Raw genomic sequence first — 17187 nt, forward strand, 5'->3', positions numbered from 1 at the left:
GGGACGCCTCGCGTCCCCATCGTGATCGAACGCGCACGCCCGAGTCGAACCGCAACCACTACCTTCGCTCCCGAACCACGACCGCCCATGCAACTGGGCGTCATCGGACTGGGCCGGATGGGCCGGATCGTCGTGGACAGGGTACTCGACGCGGGCCACGACGTGGTCGCGTTCGACCTCGACGAGCAGGCGGTCGCGGACGCCGCCGACGCGGGCGCGACCCCCGCCGACTCGGTGGTCGACCTCGCCGAACGCCTCGGCGACGAGAAGCGCATCTGGCTCATGGTGCCGGCGGGCGAGCCGGTCGACGCCGCTCTCGACGACCTCGAACCGCACCTCGGCGCCGACGACGTCGTGGTCGACGGCGGCAACTCCCACTTCGAGGACTCGACGCGCCGAGCCGACTCGACCGACGCCGCGTACCTCGACTGTGGCACCTCGGGCGGTCCCGCCGGGGCCGAACTCGGCTTCTCGCTGATGATCGGCGGCCCGGAGTGGGCCTACGGGGAGCTGACCCCGGTCTTCGACGCGGTCGCGACCGGGCCGGCGGGCCACGACCGGATGGGGCCGGCCGGGTCGGGCCACTACGTCAAGATGGTCCACAACGGCGTCGAGTACGCGCTGATGCAGGCGTACGGCGAGGGCTTCGAACTGCTGGCGGAGGGCCGGTACGACCTCGACCTCGAAGCGGTCGCCCGGACGTGGAACAACGGCGCTGTCATCCGGTCGTGGCTCCTCGAACTCTGCGAGGAGGCGTTCCGCGAGGAGGGCACCCACCTCGGCACGGTCGACGACTACGTGGCCGGCGGCTCGACCGGGACGTGGACCGTCCAGGAGGCGCTCGAACAGGAGGTCCCGCTCCCGCTGATCTATCAGGCGCTCGCCGAGCGGTTCGGCTCGCGAGCGCCCGACGAGGGTCGGTTCTCGCGCAGACTGGCGAACCGGCTCCGGTACGGATTCGGTCGCCACGAGGTCGCGCGACGCGACGAATAGATCCGCGAGCCGAGCGCGGCGAGCGAGCGGCCCGACGAGCGACCGACGGGAGCGAGGACGGTTTTCATCGACGGTTTGCAAGCGAGTGGCTCGCGGGCCACGAGCGCAGTAAACGGTCGTCGGCTTCGGTCGCCACGAGGTCGCGCGACGCGACGAATAGATCCGCGAGCCGAGCGCGGCGAGCGATCACCGCGCGACCGCCCAGAACCGAACGCTCTGGGGCACCTGCCACAGCAGATCGGGCAGGTCGCTGTCGGCCGGGTCGTTTTCGACGACCTCGTGGCGCCTGTGCTCGATCAGCCGTCGGACCTCGAAGCCGGCCTCGACCAGCGCGTCGTGGAGGTCCCCGACCGTTCGGTCGAACACGATCAGCGAGGAGTCGTACGCCTCGTCGATCGCGATCTCCCGGCGACCGGTGTCGAAGTATCCGCGTTCGAACGTCTCGGTCTCCGGGTCGAGGGCCTCCGAGAGCGGGTGTGGCACGCTGAGCACGAAGACGCCGCCGGGTCGCAGAACGCGGTGGGCCTCGCCGAGCGCCCTGTCGATCCGCTCGACCATCTGGAACGCCGCCTCCGAGGACGCCGCGTCGAAGCTGTCGTCGGCGAACGGAAGCGCGGTCACGTCGCCGGCGACGAACCGAGCGTCGACCCCGTACAGGTCCCGCAGTCGCTTCGCGTGTTCGAGTTGCTCACCCGAGAGATCGACGCCGACGACGGGCTCGGCGCCGAGTCGGGCGGTGCCGACGCTTCCCTGCCCGCCGCCACACCCCAGTTCGACGTACGCTTTCCCCTCGATCGAATCGAGGAGGTCGGGCTGGGGACCGCCCGGGGCGTCGGGCCCGAACGGCGACGGGGCCGGCGGGAGCCCTCCCTCGGCGGTCTCGGCGTTCCACAGGGCCTGAAAGTCGTCGCTCCATTCGTTCCAGAGCCGTCGGTTCTCCCGTCGGTGGTCGGCCATCGGCGACTGTTCAGTCCAGCGCCGTATCAAGCTCCCGCCGGTTTGGTATCGTGTCCCACAAAACTGGGTCGCGGCCGATCGGCGGGTCGCGACGCCGGACCGCCGGTGGGAGGCCACGCGACGGTCAACAGGTGACGACAGAGACCGAGTAGTGGGCGCCGCGATCCCGAAAGCGATCGCCAGAACGAGCGAAGCGAGCCCGCCCGCCACCCAGAGTCGTTTCACGCGTCGGACCCGAGGGCCCGCTCGCCAAAGCGTTTCCGAGTTCACGCCCGGACGTGAACCCGGTCGCGATTCCTCACCCGAGGACGTAGGCTAACACGGGGTGGCGCTCGACGAGCGGCTCGCCGTCGACCGCGTAGCGCTCGATGAACGCGTCGGCGCCGAGGATGCGGCCGGCGCCGAACGCCGCGACCGCGAGGAACACGAGCATGTACGCGAAGTCGCCGTTGATGAACCCGTGGGCCATCTCCCAGTTGCCGAAGTAAAACATCAGCATCATGAAGGCCCCGAAGAACGCCGCGAGCCGGACGAACGCGCCGACGAGGAGCCCGAGCCCGATGAGGAGCTCGCCCCACGGCACCGCGACGTTCGCGAACTCCACGAACCACGGCGTCGAGCCCATCCACGCGAACAGTCCCGCGAGGGGGTTGGCGTTTGCCGCCGCGACGTTCGTGAGGTAGCCGCCGGCGCTGAACGGCTCGGCGGCGGCGAGCTTCGTGAACCCCGAGTACGCGAAGGCCCAGCCCATCATGAGTCGGAGCGAGAGGACGAACCACGCGCTCAGGCTGTGAGCCCGCCCGCTGACGGTGTATCCGCCGATAGTGCTGGTGAACGTGTTGCTGGAGTCGGGGTTGAGTGTACTGGTAGTCATGAGAGAGAATCTCCGTACGCTTGGAGACGCGCGACACCTATATCAAATTACTGAGATACCTGCTATCACGCGTACGCATTCCGTAGACGCTGGTTTCGAGGCCGCGGATCGGCGCCGATCACCGAGCCGTCCGTCGCACCCCGCCACGGCGCTCGTACTCGATCCGGGTCGCCATCTCCTCGGCCGTCTCCGGCCCGCAGAGCCGTTCGACGAGGTGGAGCGCCAGATCGAGCCCGGAGGTGACCCCGCCCGCGGTCAGCACGTCGCCGTCGTCGACCACGCGGGCGTCCGCGACCTCGGCGTCTGTCTCCCGGAGGTCGTCGATCGCGCTGGCGTGGGTGACCGCCGGCCGGCCGTCGAGGATCCCCGCCTCGGCCAACAGCATGCCGCCGGTGCAGACCGCCGCGAGTTCGACGCCCGAGGCGTGGAGGTCCGCGAGCGCGTCGGGGAGGTCGCCCTTTTCGGCCTCGGCCCGCGCGCTCGCGTCCGAGCGGTCGTTCCACCCGCCGCCCGGCACCACGACGACGTCGGGGTCGGCGTCGGCGAGCGTCCCGTCGACCCCGATCCGGAGGCCGTGGGCCGCAGTCACGTCGTCGGTCGGGTCGAGCGCGACCAGCGACACCGCGAGGTCACACCCGGCGTCGGCGGCGGCCGACAGCACCTCGTAGGGACCCACGGCGTCGAGTTCGTCGAAGCCGTCGTAAACGACGACCGCGATTTCGGTTGGCATGGCGGATCGCTGGGCCGCTGCGGGCAAAAGCGTGTGGTTTACGGAAACTCGATGCCGGCACCGACGCCCCGCCCCGAGCTGTCGAGGGGCAGGTCGCCGGCCGGCGAGCAATCACAATGCTGTTAAACCAGTGTTCCGTAGCCCCGCGCATGGTAGACGCACTGGGTCTGGGTCTCGGAGTCACGATGCTCCTCATCGTGGTGGCCCTTCACTTCTCGAGGGGAACCGAGTGGACGCCCGGCGAAGACATCTCCAAAGAGGTGCTCGAACGCCGCGCTTCGACCGTGCCGGAGACCGACTTCCCCGAGCCGATGAACCGCTCGATCGGCGGCGGTGGCGGCGCAGTCGCGGTCGGCGGCGGCGCCGAGGGCGAACTCGCGGGCGACGAGGAGGACGAAGACGAAGGATTCGACCCCGACGCCATCGCCGACGACGAGGTCGAGTACTACGAGATCGAGTTCGTCAACGAGGGCGAGACCATCGAGGTCGCCAACAACGAGAGCCTCCTCGACGCGGGCGAAGACGAGGGCTGGGACCTGCCCTACGCGTGTCGGCAGGGCCAGTGTCTCTCCTGTGGCGGGAAGGTCGCGGACGGCGACGCCCACGAGTACGTCCGTCACACCAACAACGAGACGCTCGCCGCCGACGAGGTCGAAAAGGGGTACGTCCTCACCTGTACCGCCCACCCGACCGACGACTTCAGCCTCGAAACCAACGAGACGCCCTGAGTCGACCGCGCCGTCGCAGAGTCGCTCTTTTCCCGACCGAGCGCCCGTTTCTCAGACCGGCTGGAGCCGGAGGACTCGATCGTCCTGGGGGGCCGGCGTCCCCCGTCCGTCCTGATTGCTGGTAGTGACGTAGAGGTGGTCGTCCGGACCGGTGAACGCCGTCCGGAGCCGGCCGTACTCCTCGTCGAGCAGTCGCTCCTCGTCGACCACCGAGCCGTCTTCGATGCGAACCCGCCTGAGGTGGCGGCCGGCGAGCGTCCCGACGAAGAGGTCCCCGCGCCAGTCGTCGATCGGGCCGTCGTACACCGCCGCGCTCCCGGGCGCGATCGTCGGCGTGTACGAGGTCACGGGGTCTACGTACGACTCGTCGTCGCTGGGGCCCATCGCGTCGGGCCACCCGTAGTTTCGGCCCGCCCGGAGGACGTTGATCTCGTCGTCGCGGTCCGGGCCGTGTTCGGTCCCAAAGAGCGTCCCGTCGGCCCACGCCAGCCCCTGCGGGTTGCGATGGCCGTAGGTGAACACCCGCGGGTCGCCCTCCGCGGGGTTGTCCGGGTGGGCGTCGCCGTCGGGAGCCACCCGGAGTACCTTGCCCGCGAGCGACTCGCGGTCCCGAGCGCGCTCGCGGTCGCCGGCGTCGCCCGTGGTGACGTAGAGGTACCCCTCGGGGCCGAAGGCGATCCGACCGCCGTCGTGGACCGTCCCCGCGGGAATGGCGTCGACGACGACGCCGTCGGGGGCAAAGCCCTCGGCGACCCGGTGGCGGACCACGCGGTTGAGGAGGTCCCCGTCGACCCGGTAGGTGCCGTAGGTGTACGCGAGGTCGGGGTTCTCGGGGTGGAACGCCAGCCCGAGCAGGCCGCCCTCGCCCCGGTGGGCGATGCGGTCGGTGAAGTCCGCGATCAGTTCGCGCTCGTCGCCGTCGGGGGTGACCCGCTGGATCCGGCCGGGACGCTCGGTGACGTAGAGGTACCCCTCGGGGTCGAAGCCGGCGCCCCACGGCACCGTCAGCTCCATCGTCACGGTCTCGGTGCGAAAGCGGACGCGCTCGGTGGTGGTCTCGTCGGGCTCGGTCCCGCCGGTCCGGAGACACCCGCCGAGGCCGACCAGCCCCGCGGTCAGCGACCCCAGGTACGCGCGTCGGTCCATGGCTCGAAGCCACGGGGCCGCCGAAGAAAAGACCGGTGGTTGGCGCCGAACAGCGCCGGCGACCGGCGGCGCCGGCTCACTCGGGCGGGCTGAGATCGCGCTGGAACTCGTCGAACACTTCGAGGTCCTCGGGCAGGTCGTACTCGATGCGCCGGGCCTCGGTGTCGCCGCCCTCGGCGTCGAGGGGGTCGGCGACGTCCTCCCAGCCGGGCTTGATCTTGACGCTCTGTGCGGGCTGGCCGACCGCGATGTGGTGGGCGGGGACGTCGCGCTGGACCACCGACTTGGCGCCGACGATCGCGTTCTCGCCGACCCGCACGCCCGCCCGGACCATCGAGTCGTAGGTGATCCGGGCGTCGTCCTCGACGACGGTGCGGTAGTTGCTGATCTCGGTCTGGTCGACCACGTCGTGGTCGTGGGAGTAGACGTGGGCGCCGTCGGAGATCGACACCTGGTCGCCGATCTCGAGTTCGCCCCGATCGTCGAGGTGGACGTCGTCGTGGACGACGACGTTGTCGCCGACGGTGATGTTGTGGCCGTAGGTGAACGTGATGCCCTTGAAGAACCGACAGTCGTCGCCACACTCGTCGAACAGGTGGTCGGCGAGCATCCGGCGGAATCGGAGCGCGAACGCGACGTTGTCGGCCATCGGGGTGGCGTCGAACTGGCGCCAGAGCCACTGGAGGTGTTTCGACTCCCGGAAGCGCTCTTCGTCTTTCTCGGCGTAGTACTCGCTCTCTAAGGTGGCGTTACAGGGGTCGTAGCTCTGGAGGCGGACCCGCTCGGCGGGCGAGACCGCCTCGCCGTCCTGCCAGCGGTCGTAGGCCGGTCGGTCGCCGTGGAGATCCACCAGCACCTCCTCGACAACCTCGCAGGTGTCTTCCTCGCCCGCGAGCCGCTCGTCGACCGTCGCGATGAACTCCGCTAACGAGGCCTCCATCTCGTCGGGGAGCTCGACGTGTCGTTTTGTCATGTAGGGACTCGTCTCTGTTAGCGGGGAGTTTGGCGCCTGCGTTGATGGGGGTTTTGGTTCCGGCGGTACGGGTCAGTTTCGACCGATCGCGGACCCCTCCGTTTCGTTCGGAAACCACGGTCAGGCGTGGCGTTCGTCTCCCGAAATTTCACTTCCGCCGCGGGGTCGATTCGCGCGCTTCAGGCGAGAAAGACGTGACGCGGTCGGTCGGCGAGCACGTCCCGGCCCCAGTCGACCGTGCTCGAGAACTCCTCGCTCCGGAAGAACGCCATCGCGTCCTCCTTTGACTCCCACTGGCTGGCGATGAACATGTCGTTTTCGTCCTCGCGGTTGGCCAGCAGGTCGGTGTCGAGGTGGCCCGCCATCTCCTCGAGCAGGCCGCCGACCGTCTCGAACTTCTCGACGAAGTCCTCGCGGTGCTCGGGTTTGACCGTGTAGAACATCCCCATCGTGCCGAACCCGCTCTCCTCGCCGGCCCGGCCCACGATGTCGGGGAGGTCCGCGAGGAACCCGCCCGCGGTGTCGGCCGCGCTCTGGGTGTCCCAGATGCTCACGACCGCCGAGCGCCCGCCGTGGGGGTTCTCGTAGACGGCGGTCTTGACGTGGGTGTCGTAGTGGTCGAAGTTGCTCCGGAGCCCGTCGACCTCCTCGAACAGTTCGTCGGGGTCGGCCTCCGAGTACAGCACCATCGCGTACACGTCCTCGCCGTGGGGCTGGCCCGCGTAGATGTCGAGGTCTTCGAGTTCGCCCCGGATGGACTCCTCGTCGGCGTCGTCGCCGTCGCCGTCGTGGTGGCCGCTATCGCCGTCGCCACCGCCGTGGGGATGGTCGTCGCCACCGCTGTGGGGATGACTGTCGCCGCCCTCCGCGTGGTGGCCCTCGCCGGAGCCGTGGTGGGCCTCGCTCTCGTCGGCGCCCTCGGTCGGGATGGCCTCGCCAGCCATGAACGCAGGGAGGTCCTCGGGCGGGAACTGCCGGCCGAAGTAGAACGGGCCGAACTCGGCGTACTTCGAACTGCTCTCGTCGAACCGAAGCTCGTACAGCAGGTCCTTGATCGCGGTCGGGTCGTTGCCGAACAGGTCGACGCCCCACTCGAAGTCGTCGAAGCCGATCGAGCCCGTGATGATCTGTTTGACCTGTCCGGCGTAGGTCTTGCCGATCTCGCCGTGGGTGTCCATCATCTCGGCGCGCTCGTCGAACGGCAGGTCGTACCAGTTCTGGCCGGGCTGGCGGCGCTTGTCCATCGGGTAGAAACAGACGAACTCGCTGTCCGGGATCTCGGGGTAGAGCTTGCTCTCGGCGTAGCGTGCGAGCCCGGTGTCCTCGATCTCGGACGGGTCGTTTGTCATCTCCTCGTTGGTGTAGCCCCCGACCTCCGTCACCGAGACGTAGGAGGTCGACCGCTCGGTGTACGCCGCGAAGCCGGTCTCCTCGAACGACCGCTCGGCGGTGTCGAGGTCGGCCATCGTCGGCCGGAAGTGCAACACCAGCAGGTCGGCCTTGTGGCCGAGCATCGAGAAGACCGCCGAGGAGCCGTCCTCGGCGTCGGCGACCGCGGCGTGGTCGCCGAGGAAGTCGACGCCGTCTTCGAGGGCGGCCTCGCGGTCGCGCTCGGGCGCGGCCCGCCACGCGTCCCAGTCGACCGTCCGGAAGTCGTGCAGCGCGTACCAGCCTTCGTTCGTCGCCGGGGGTTCTCGGGTCATACGTCGGACTCGGGGTCGCGGAGGTAAGGAGCTTTTGAGTCCGTCCGAGCGCTTCAGGGACGGACGCCGGCGTTTCGGTGACCGAAAGCCTTTCAAAAACGTGGTCGGTACGGTTGGTCAATGCGGAAAAGCGGCCCGCCGAAGGGGCTCATCTCGCATCTCGTGCTCGAGCTTCTCGACGAGAAACCCCGATACGGCTACGAGATTCTCAAGGAGATCGAGTCGATCAGCGGCGGCCACTGGGAGCCGTCCTACGGATCGGTCTACCCCATCCTCTACAAGTTCGAGGAGAAAGGGTGGGCCGAACGCATCGAGCGCGCCGACGAGCCCGACCGCAAGTACTTCGAACTCACCGACGCCGGCCGCGAGGAACTCGAACGCAAGCGCGCCGAGAGCGCGAGCAAAGCCCGGGAGTTCGCCGACATCATCCTGGGGTTCTACCACGTCTTCGTGGCGTTCGCCACCGACGACCGCTTCGCGGTCGAGCGCACGCCGGGCGGGTGGCAGTTCGACGAGCAGTTCAGCGAGTGGATGATCGAACAGATAATTCGCCACCACGAGCGCGACTTCGAGGAGTTCGAGCGGATCCCCGACACCCCCGAGGAGTTCGCCGAGCGGATGGGCCTCGACGAGGAGTGACCCGGGGTCGCGACCGCCGGGACGCTACACCAGCAACTGGGGGCCAAACACCATCACCAGCAGGCTCACCAACATCACCAGTCCGACGGTCGTCGTGACCATCGTCGTCAGCTGGCGGCCCTGGTCGGTCGGAAGCCGGGAGACGACCGCCTCGGCGCTCATCCGCAAAATGTGGCCCCCGTCGAGCGGGAACGCCGGGATGCAGTTGAAGAAGCCGAGGTTGAGGTTTATCCAGCCGGTCCAAAAGAGGACGTTCGCAAGCAAGAACAGGCCGGTGCTCCCGAGCGCCGAGAGCGCGCCGCCCTCGGCCACGAAGAAGCCGCTGTTCCACGCGACGAAGCCCGCGAAGTTGTTCGTGACGCCGATCGCCCCGAGCGAGACGCTGGCGAACGGGAGCAACAGCACGCCGAACACCCCCGAGAGGAACGACACGATCGGATCCGAGATGCCGCCGCCGAGACTACCGAACTCGCCGCCGAGCAGGCTCAGATACTGCTCGGCGTCGTAGAGCTGGACGCCGAAGCTGTTGGTCGTCACGCCGCTGGTGCCGCGCGCGAGACCGATGCCGACGATCGCGCCGCCGTCGCCGCCCTCGCCGAGGGTCACCTCGTAGCGCTCGGCCGAGCCGTTGACGTACGCCTCGACCGGGACCCTCTGGCCGGGCTCGTACCGATCGAGGGTCGTACTCAGGTCCGAGGCGTTCACGATCCGCGCGCCGTCGATCTCGGTGATGACGACGGTCTCGTCGGCCGGCATCCCGGCGTCGTCGCTCGGGCCGTCGGCCTGCACGATCGAGAGCGCGCCGACCGCACCGGTGGCGGACTCGCCCGCGGCGGTCGTCAGCCTCGCCACCGTCCGGTCGGCGAGCGCGCGCCGGAGGTCGTCTTCGGTCCGAACCTCGGTGCCGTTGATCGACGCGATCGTGGTCGGGTCCTCGGACTCGACCGAGAGCACCGACGCGAACGGCGAATCGGGGTGGAAGTCAGTCACCAGCAACGATCGCTCCAGCGTCCGGGTGTCCCCGCCCGCGAGCGTCACCTCGACCGTCCGGTCGTCGATCCGGGCGAGCGCGGCGTCGAGGTCGTCGTTGGTCTCGATCGGCGCGTCGCCGACCGCCACGATCCGGTCGCCGGGCGCGATGTCGGCGCTCTCGGCGGCCGAACCGGGCATGACGCCGCCGACCGCCGCGCCAGAGGCGACTCCGATCGAGCCGACGACCGGCCCGAACAGCAGGAGGAAGGCGACGAGAGTGACCGCGAAGTTGTTGGTGACCCCCGCCGCGAACATCCGACTCTGACTGCCCCGGTCGGCGTCCCGGCGGTTGTCCTCGTCGGGTTCGACGAACGCCCCGACCGGCAGGAACGCGAGCGCCGCCAGCCCCATCGACTTGATCTCGATGTCCTCGACCCGACACATCAGGCCGTGGCCGCCCTCGTGGACGACGAGCCCCACGAGCAGGCCGAACAGGATCTCGGGTGCGACCGACAGCGGGAGGAACTGATTGACACCGGGGATCACGAGGACGTTGCGCGGCTGGGTCGCCGCGGTCGCCGGCGGCGGGTTCCGGACGACCGCGATCGCCTGCAACACCAACAACAGGAAGGTCCCGACCATCACGACCAGCGCGATGCCGAGCCCGAAGTTCCCCCACGCGCGCCAGAGCCGCTTGGGCGCCGCGAGCCGGTCGAGCAGTTGCTTGCCGCGCTGGGTGTGGATAGTCAGGATCGGTCCCTGGGTGCCGACGTAGGAGGGCAACAGTCCCTTCGAGTCGAGCGCGAGAACCGCCAACCAGTAGAGCGCGAGTCCGACGAGCACCCACGCGAGCGTATTCATCGGGTGAAAGAAAGGACGCCGCGGTCAAAGGCGTTTGGAAAGGCCGACGGTTACTCGGCGGTCTGCCAGTCCTCTTCGAGCTCCTGTTGCTCCGAGCCCTTGCGGCGCTGGCGGAGCTTCCGGGCGGCCGCGATCCCCGCGGCGGTGCCGCCGAGGATCGCGAGCCTGCGGCCGTACCGGCGGACGCGACCGCCGCCCGACGAATCTTCGTCGACCGACTCTGAGGCGGCCGTCTCGTCGGCTTCGATCTCCGCCTGTAGTTCGACGTTCTCGCCGTCGTCGGCTCGCTGTTCTCCTGCTTCGACCCGCTTGAGCGCGGGTTTCTCGAGGTTGAGTTCGATTAGGGCCATAGTAATTCCATTGGGTCGCGCCGACGATAAGCTCGTCGGCCGACGTGGCAGTTCGAAAAACGACCACGCCGCACTTTGTTATGCTGTCGTTGCGCGAGGAGTAGGCGGCGTTTACCCCTCGCGGCGAAGTCGAGCGAGCACGAACTCCCGGTCGAGCTTCGCGAGGAACGGCCCGAGCTTGGGCCCCTGCTCTTCGTCGAAGAACAGCCGGTACCCGACCGCGAAGAACTCCCCGACGTCGATGTCGTGGCGCTTTGCGGTCTCGTAGATCTCGCCCTGGATCGCCTCGGGGTCGTCGTGGGACGCCACGAACTCCGCGAGTTCGTCGAGCGCCGCTTCGGTCTCGGGATCGAGGTCGACGTCTGGCAGTTCGGTGCGCTTGAGATCGTAGTCGAACTCGTTGCCCGTCCGGCGGGCCCACTCGCGGGCGCGGGCGACCCGCGAGAGCGCGAACTCGACGACCCACTCGGGCGCGTCGTCGGGGACGTGGCCCTCCCGGCGCGCGATCTCCTCGCGGAGCGCGGGGTCGTCGGTCATCCCGAGCACCGCCGCGAACGTGTAGGGCAATCGGACGCGGTCGGCGAACGACCCGTCGGCGAGTTCGTCGGTCCGAGCCCGACGGGCGTCGTCGGCGACCGGGAGGCTGGGGCGCTCGGGCTCGGAGACCGGATCGCCGTCGGCGTCGAACCGGGCGGCCAGCGTCGGTCGGATCACCGGCGGGTAGGCGGCCGCCGCGATTTCGGGGTCGGCCTCGCCCCCGTCGTCCTCGCCGTAGAAGGTGCGCTCGAAGGCGTCGAACTCGTCGACGAGCTGGTCGAGGTGCTCGACGCTGAAGTCCCGGCCCTTGCTCGGGTCCTTGGTGAAAAAGTACCGGAGCACCTCGGGTTCGAGGAGTTCGAGCACGTCCTGAACCATGACGACGTGGCCGGCCGACGACGAGAACGGTTCGCCGTCGAGGGTGAACCACTCGTAGGCCATCGGGACCGGCGGCGTGTCCCCGAGGACGTTGCGAGCCACGTCGGAGCCGCTCGGCCACGAGCCCTCGGCGTGGTCCTTGCCGAACGGCTCGTGGTCGACGCCGAGGGCGCGCCACTGGGCGGGCCACTCGAAGCGCCACGGGAGCTTGCCCTCCCGGAGGGTCGCGGTCCCCTCGTGGCCACAGCCCTCGATCGTCCGATCGCCGGCCTCCATGTCGGTGCAGACGTACTCGACGGTGCCGGCCTCGAGGTCGACGGCGGTCACGGTCTCGGTCACCGTCCCACACTCCCCGCAGATCGGGTTGAACGGGACGTACTCCTCGTCGGCCTTGTCCTGATACTTCGAGAGCACCGCTCGGGCCTGCTCGCGGTGTTCGAGCAGGTAGCGAGTGATGTCCTCGAACTCGCCGGACTCGTAGAGCTCCGTGTTCGAGACCGTCTCGACCGGGATGCCCAGCTGGTCGGCGCTTCGCTCGATGAGGTTCGAGAAGTGCTCGCCGTACGAGTCACAGCAACCGAACGGGTCGGGAATCGCGGTGTAGGGCTTGCCGAGGTTCCGGCCCAGCGCGCCGGCGTCGACCTCGCCGAGGTCGACCACGTTGCCGTCGAGGTCCGCGAGCTTCCGGGGGAGCTTCCGGAGGGGGTCCCGGTCGTCGGCGGTGAACACCTGCCGGACCTCCCGGCCGCGCTCGCGTAGGGCCTCGGCGACGAAGTAGCCCCGCACGATCTCGTTCATGTTGCCGAGGTGTGGCACCCCGGACGGCGAGATGCCGCCCTTGATCACGATCGGGTCCTCGGGCTCGCGGTCGAGGATCAGTTCGGCGACCGACTCGGCCCAGAACGGGTGGGGCTGGGCGCCCTGTAGCACGTAGGGGTCGTCGTCGGGGTGGAGCTCGGGTGGGTCGTCGCTCATCGCTCGTCGCTCGCCCAGTAGGTCATCTGATCGTCGGCGCCCTCGGGGATGATGTCGGTCCCGTCGTGGTCGCCGTACCGGACCGCGTCGGCGATGCGCTCGGGCTCGGTGCCGTCGAGCACGATGGTGCGGACCCCCGACCGCTCGATGAGCTTGGCGGCGAGGAGGTCGACCGGCGCGGAACTGCCGGCGTTCATCTCCAGGCCCGCGATGACGTCGACGAGTTCGCCCGCGGTGAGCTCGTCGTACCGCCGGGCGTCGGCGACCTCGTTCGGATCGTCGCTGAACACGCCCGGGACGCTGGTGGCGTACACCAGCAGGTCGGCGTTGACGTACTCGGCCAGCGCCGCGCTCACGGCGTCGGTGGTCTGGCCGGGCGTGACCCCGCCCATCACCGCGATGTCCCCGCGGTGCATCGCGGCCCCCGCGGCCTCGTAGTCCTCGGGCGGGCTCGGGGCGGCCTGCTCGCCGAGCGCGGCGATGAGCAGCCGGGCGTTGAGTCGGGTCACGTCGATCCCGATGTCGTCGAGCTCGATCTCGTTGGCGCCGAGTTCGCGGGCCGCGCCGATGTACTCGCGGGCGACGCCGCCGCCGCCGACGACCGTCCCGACCGTACAGCCCTCCGCGGCGAGGTCTTCGATGACGTCGGCGTGGGCGCGCACTCGTTCGGAGCCGAGGTCCGGGGCGAGCACGCTCCCGCCGATGGAGACGACTACTTTCATTCTGTCGCGGAATAGCCCGGACGCGGCCTTAAGGATTGCCAACTCCGGGGACCGGCGGTCGACGCTGTTTTCGCCGGGTAGCGGGTCGCTTCGCCGGCGTCGTCGGTAGAGCTCGCCCGCGGACGCCGGCGCCAGCCAAAGCACTTTATTCCCGTCGACCGTACGGTCCGCACATGGCAGACAAACCCAGTAGCGGAACCCTCTTCGGTATGCCCTACAACTTCGAGCGGCCGAGCATCGGCCGGATGCTCTCGTCGTACTGGAAGCCCGACGAGGGGATGCTCGTCGAGAAGCCGTTCGGCATCGGCTACACGCTCAACCTCGCCAACTGGCGGTCGTGGATCGTGCTGGCGGTCGCGGGCGCGCTCCTCTGGCACGAGCAGTCGGGCGAGGCCGAACCCCGCCAGGACGAGCCGGTCGAGGTAATCGTCGACGACGACTGAGCGATTCCGCTCGACTTCTGCGCCGATCGCGACCCCCCAAAAGCGACGCGTAACGCCGTCAGCGACGGGGCGACGCGTCGGAAGTCGCGTCGCGCCCGAGCGCCGATCCGCTAAAACAGCCGCCGACCCGCTCAGTAGGCGTAGCTCGGGAGCGAGCCCTCGGTGACGATGCCAGTTTCGTCGTCGGTGTCGAGCTTCTCGATCGCCTCCGCGAAGTCCTCGTAGACGACCTCCGTCCGGCCGTCGCGGATGGCGAACATCCCCGCCTCGGTCGTGAGACTCTCGATGTGAGCCCCGCTGTACCCGTCGGTGTCGTCGGCCAGCGCCTCGAAGTCGACGTCGGCGGCGACGTTCATGCCGCGGGTGTGGACGTCGAGTATCTTCCGGCGGGCCTCGGCGTCGGGCAGTCCCACCTCGATGAGCCGATCGAACCGACCGGGCCGGAGGATGGCCCGATCGAGCATGTCGTAGCGGTTCGTGGCGGCGATGATCCGGATCTCCCCGCGGTCCTCGAAGCCGTCCATCTCCGAGAGAAGTTGCATCATCGTCCGCTGGACCTCCGCGTCGCCCGAGGTCTTCGAGTCGGTCCGCTTCGAGGCCACCGCGTCGATCTCGTCGATGAAGACGATAGCGGGCTCGCGCTCGCTCGCGAGTTCGAAGAGGTCCCGGACGAGCTTTGCGCCCTCGCCGATGAACTTCTGGACCAGTTCGGAGCCGGCCATCTTGATGAACGTGGCGTCGGTCTGGTTCGCGACCGCCTTCGCCAGCATCGTCTTGCCCGTGCCGGGCGGGCCGTGGAGCAACACCCCGCTCGGCGGCTCGACCCCGACCGACTCGAACTGCTGGGGGTTCTCGAGGGGCTGTTCGACCGCCTCCCGGACCTCCTGCAGTTGGTCTTCGAGCCCGCCGATGTCCTCGTAGTGGACGTCGGGCGACTCGTCGATCTCCATCGCCTGCGCGCGGGCGTCCTTCTCGGATTCGAGGATGGTCTGGACCGTGAACGAGTCGTTGACCGCGACGCGGTCGCCCGACTCGATCCGCTCGCGGAGCCGCGGGGAGACCTCGGTCAGCACCTCCTGGTTGTTGCCGTGCTGTTTGATGATGATGCCGTCGTCGGTGAGCTCCTCGGCGGTCGCGACGTACAGCGAGGTGGTTTTCAGGGTCTCGTTCTCGCGTTCGAGGTGGTCGACGTCTTCGCGGAGGCTCTCGCGGCGCTCGCGGGCGGCCGCCAGACGCTCCTCAAGCGTGTCGTTGACGTCCACGATCTCGGCGAAGTGGTCGCGGAGCGCCGCGAGCCGTTCCCTGTCGCTCATTTCGGGGTCGAGTTCGAGTGTCGGTTGGTCCGGGACGGGTGGGCTTCGCGACATGATTGCTATCCCCTCCTAGGCCACCCGCTTAAAAGTGCCTTTGGGTCTCGGTCGTTTGACCGCAAAAAAGCGTTTCGCTCGGGTCAGTCCGCGCCGGTCGGCGTCCGGGCGCTGGCGGTCGGGCCCTCCCGGGCGTCGTCGGGGAGCGTGAACGTCCCGAGCAAGGCGTCGAGCTCGTCTGCCTTCGTCGACAGCGAGCCCAGTTGCCCGGAGACGTCAGACAGCGACTTGGCCTGCTGGTCGCTCGCGGCCGCGGCGGTCTCGGACTCGGCGGCGGTCTGCTCGCTGATCGAGGCGACCTCCTCGACCATCGCCACCACGTCGGTGGTCGACTCGGCCTGCTGGTCGGTCGCCTCGCTGATCTCCCGGACGCTCGCGTCCACGTCGCCGACGACGTCGGCGATGTCCTCGAAGTCCCGGAGCGCGTCCTCGACGGTCTCGACGCTCCGAGAGACCTGCTCGCTGGTCTCGCGGACGTCCGCGAGCGTGCGCTCGGAGCGCTCCTGTATCGCCTCGATCCGGCCGGTGATCTCGTCGGCGGCCTCGCCGGTGTCCTCCGCGAGGTTCTTGACCTCGTCGGCGACCACGCCGAACCCCTCGCCGGCCTCGCCCGCGCGGGCGGCCTCGACCGACGCGTTGAGCGCGAGGAGGTTGGTCTCGCTCGCCACCTCGTCGATGAACGACGCCACCTCGTCGATCTCGTGGATGTCGGCCGCGAGCTCCTCGACCGCCTCGGCGGCGCGCTCGATGCCGTCTTCGACCCGATCGAGCTCGGCGACCGCCTCGCGGGCGGCCTCCCGGCCCGAGTCGGTCCGATCGGTCGCGGTGCCGGCGGTCTCGGCGACCTCGTCGGCCGAGGCCGCGATCTCCTCGACGGTGGCCGAGAGGGTGCTCATCTCCGCGACCACCTCGTCGAGGCGCTCGGTCTGCTCGGCCGCGCCGTCCGAGATCTCGCCGACGGCGTCCGCGACGTCGTCGCTCGCCTGACTGACCTCCCGGACGTCGCCCTCGGCGCGCTCGCTCGCGGACGCGACCTCGTCGGCGAACGCCGCGAGTTCGCTCACGGTCTCGCCGAGCGTCCCGAGCAGGGCGTTGTAGTTGTCCACGACCTCCTCGTGGAGATCGGTCTCGGCGACCGACCCGTCGATGGCCGCGCTCAGATCGCCCTCCTTGGCGCGGTCGGCCGAGTCGGCGAACGTGGTCACGAGCCGCCGGAGGTTCTCCGACCGGCGTTCGAGGTCGGCGGTCGTGGCCTCGAGCTCGTCGGTGTACTCCCGGAGGCTCCGGGCCATCCGATCGAGCGAGTCGCCGAACTCGCCGGGGACCTCGCGATCGAGCGCGGGGTCGTCGAACTCCTGGCGCGAGAGGGCGTCGGCCTGATCGGCGACCACGCCGAGGTACGCCCGCATGTCCCCGAACGACGCGACGAGGTTGCCCAGTTCGTCGGTCTGGTCGGTCTCGGGCGGCGACGCGTCGAGGTCGCCCGCGGCGATGGCGTCGGCGCTCCGTTCGAGCGCCAGAATGGGTTCGACGAGGTCCCGGCGCGCGATGAGCACGGTGTTCACGAACGCGACGACCGACAGCCCGAGCAACACGAGCGTGACCGCGATCCGACCGATTCCGGCCGCGAAAAACGGGAGCACCGCGAGCGCCGCCGAGACGGCGAACTGGAGGGCGATCGCCGCGACGACCTTGCGCTCGACCGACTCGCTCACCCCGAGCCTGTCCATCGACCACCACAGCGCGTCCTCGTATCGCGACCGAACTGACCGTTCCATGGCCCGAACAAGTCAGCGACGGTACTTAAAATACACTCCGGCTTCTTACGGGCTGAAAACC

The 17187-nt window shown here is 69.1% G+C and carries 16 protein-coding genes; 4 read left to right on the plus strand and 12 right to left on the minus strand.

Annotated elements, in window-relative coordinates; genetic code table 11:
- Nucleotides 1–87 precede the first annotated feature (87 nt).
- Entirely contained in the window at nt 88–993 is a 906-nt protein-coding gene (gnd, locus tag EPY72_RS05750; protein WP_135805828.1) for a phosphogluconate dehydrogenase (NAD(+)-dependent, decarboxylating), read from the plus strand.
- Nucleotides 994–1179: 186 nt separating this feature from the next.
- Here gnd and EPY72_RS05755 read toward each other — a convergent pair whose 3' ends face one another.
- The 3 genes from EPY72_RS05755 to EPY72_RS05765 form a co-directional block, all read right to left on the minus strand.
- Entirely contained in the window at nt 1180–1950 is a 771-nt protein-coding gene (locus EPY72_RS05755; RefSeq protein WP_135805829.1) for a class I SAM-dependent methyltransferase, read from the minus strand.
- A 298-nt stretch (nt 1951–2248) separates the two neighbouring features.
- Nucleotides 2249–2824, minus strand: a complete 576-nt coding sequence (locus EPY72_RS05760) for a DoxX family membrane protein (RefSeq protein ID WP_135805830.1) — start codon at nt 2822–2824, stop codon at nt 2249–2251.
- Nucleotides 2825–2942: 118 nt separating this feature from the next.
- Nucleotides 2943–3554, minus strand: a complete 612-nt coding sequence (locus EPY72_RS05765) for a DJ-1/PfpI family protein (RefSeq protein ID WP_134670988.1) — start codon at nt 3552–3554, stop codon at nt 2943–2945.
- 149 nt (nt 3555–3703) lie between these two features.
- Here EPY72_RS05765 and EPY72_RS05770 point away from each other — a divergent pair, with 149 nt between their 5' ends.
- Nucleotides 3704–4282, plus strand: a complete 579-nt coding sequence (locus EPY72_RS05770; protein WP_134670989.1) for a 2Fe-2S iron-sulfur cluster-binding protein — start codon at nt 3704–3706, stop codon at nt 4280–4282.
- Between the two features lie 51 nt (nt 4283–4333).
- Here the strand turns inward: EPY72_RS05770 and EPY72_RS05775 are convergent, their stop codons facing one another.
- From EPY72_RS05775 to EPY72_RS05785, 3 genes are all read right to left on the minus strand, one after another.
- Nucleotides 4334–5428, minus strand: coding sequence for a PQQ-dependent sugar dehydrogenase (locus tag EPY72_RS05775; RefSeq protein ID WP_135805831.1), 1095 nt, complete (start codon nt 5426–5428; stop codon nt 4334–4336).
- A gap of 76 nt (nt 5429–5504) precedes the next feature.
- Entirely contained in the window at nt 5505–6401 is an 897-nt protein-coding gene (locus tag EPY72_RS05780) for an acyltransferase (RefSeq protein WP_135805832.1), read from the minus strand.
- A gap of 179 nt (nt 6402–6580) precedes the next feature.
- A complete protein-coding gene (locus EPY72_RS05785) occupies nt 6581–8104 on the minus strand; it encodes a heme-binding protein (protein WP_135805833.1) in 1524 nt (507 codons plus the stop codon).
- Nucleotides 8105–8224: 120 nt separating this feature from the next.
- On the opposite strand from EPY72_RS05785, the gene EPY72_RS05790 reads away from it, so the two are divergent.
- Nucleotides 8225–8743, plus strand: coding sequence for a PadR family transcriptional regulator (locus EPY72_RS05790; RefSeq protein WP_135805834.1), 519 nt, complete (start codon nt 8225–8227; stop codon nt 8741–8743).
- A 24-nt stretch (nt 8744–8767) separates the two neighbouring features.
- Here the strand turns inward: EPY72_RS05790 and EPY72_RS05795 are convergent, their stop codons facing one another.
- The 4 genes from EPY72_RS05795 to pyrH form a co-directional block, all read right to left on the minus strand.
- Nucleotides 8768–10576, minus strand: coding sequence for a site-2 protease family protein (locus EPY72_RS05795; protein ID WP_135805835.1), 1809 nt, complete (start codon nt 10574–10576; stop codon nt 8768–8770).
- Nucleotides 10577–10626: 50 nt separating this feature from the next.
- Nucleotides 10627–10926 (minus strand): hypothetical protein, encoded by a 300-nt coding sequence (locus EPY72_RS05800; protein ID WP_135805836.1) that lies wholly within the window; start codon nt 10924–10926, stop codon nt 10627–10629.
- Nucleotides 10927–11037: 111 nt separating this feature from the next.
- Entirely contained in the window at nt 11038–12816 is a 1779-nt protein-coding gene (lysS, locus tag EPY72_RS05805) for a lysine--tRNA ligase (protein WP_135805837.1), read from the minus strand.
- Entirely contained in the window at nt 12813–13538 is a 726-nt protein-coding gene (gene pyrH, locus EPY72_RS05810; RefSeq protein WP_134670997.1) for a UMP kinase, read from the minus strand. Before pyrH ends, lysS begins: the two co-directional genes overlap by 4 nt.
- 173 nt (nt 13539–13711) lie before the next feature.
- Between pyrH and EPY72_RS05815 the strand changes: the two genes are divergently transcribed.
- Nucleotides 13712–13981 (plus strand): DUF5808 domain-containing protein, encoded by a 270-nt coding sequence (locus EPY72_RS05815; protein ID WP_134670998.1) that lies wholly within the window; start codon nt 13712–13714, stop codon nt 13979–13981.
- A gap of 131 nt (nt 13982–14112) precedes the next feature.
- Here EPY72_RS05815 and pan2 read toward each other — a convergent pair whose 3' ends face one another.
- Both pan2 and EPY72_RS05825 read right to left on the minus strand, forming a co-directional pair.
- A complete protein-coding gene (pan2, locus tag EPY72_RS05820) occupies nt 14113–15348 on the minus strand; it encodes a proteasome-activating nucleotidase Pan2 (protein WP_134670999.1) in 1236 nt (411 codons plus the stop codon).
- Nucleotides 15349–15431: 83 nt separating this feature from the next.
- Nucleotides 15432–17126, minus strand: a complete 1695-nt coding sequence (locus EPY72_RS05825) for a methyl-accepting chemotaxis protein (RefSeq protein WP_210423496.1) — start codon at nt 17124–17126, stop codon at nt 15432–15434.
- Nucleotides 17127–17187: the final 61 nt, after the last annotated feature.

The organism is Halorussus marinus (genome assembly GCF_004765795.1).
Classification (GTDB): domain Archaea; phylum Halobacteriota; class Halobacteria; order Halobacteriales; family Haladaptataceae; genus Halorussus; species Halorussus marinus.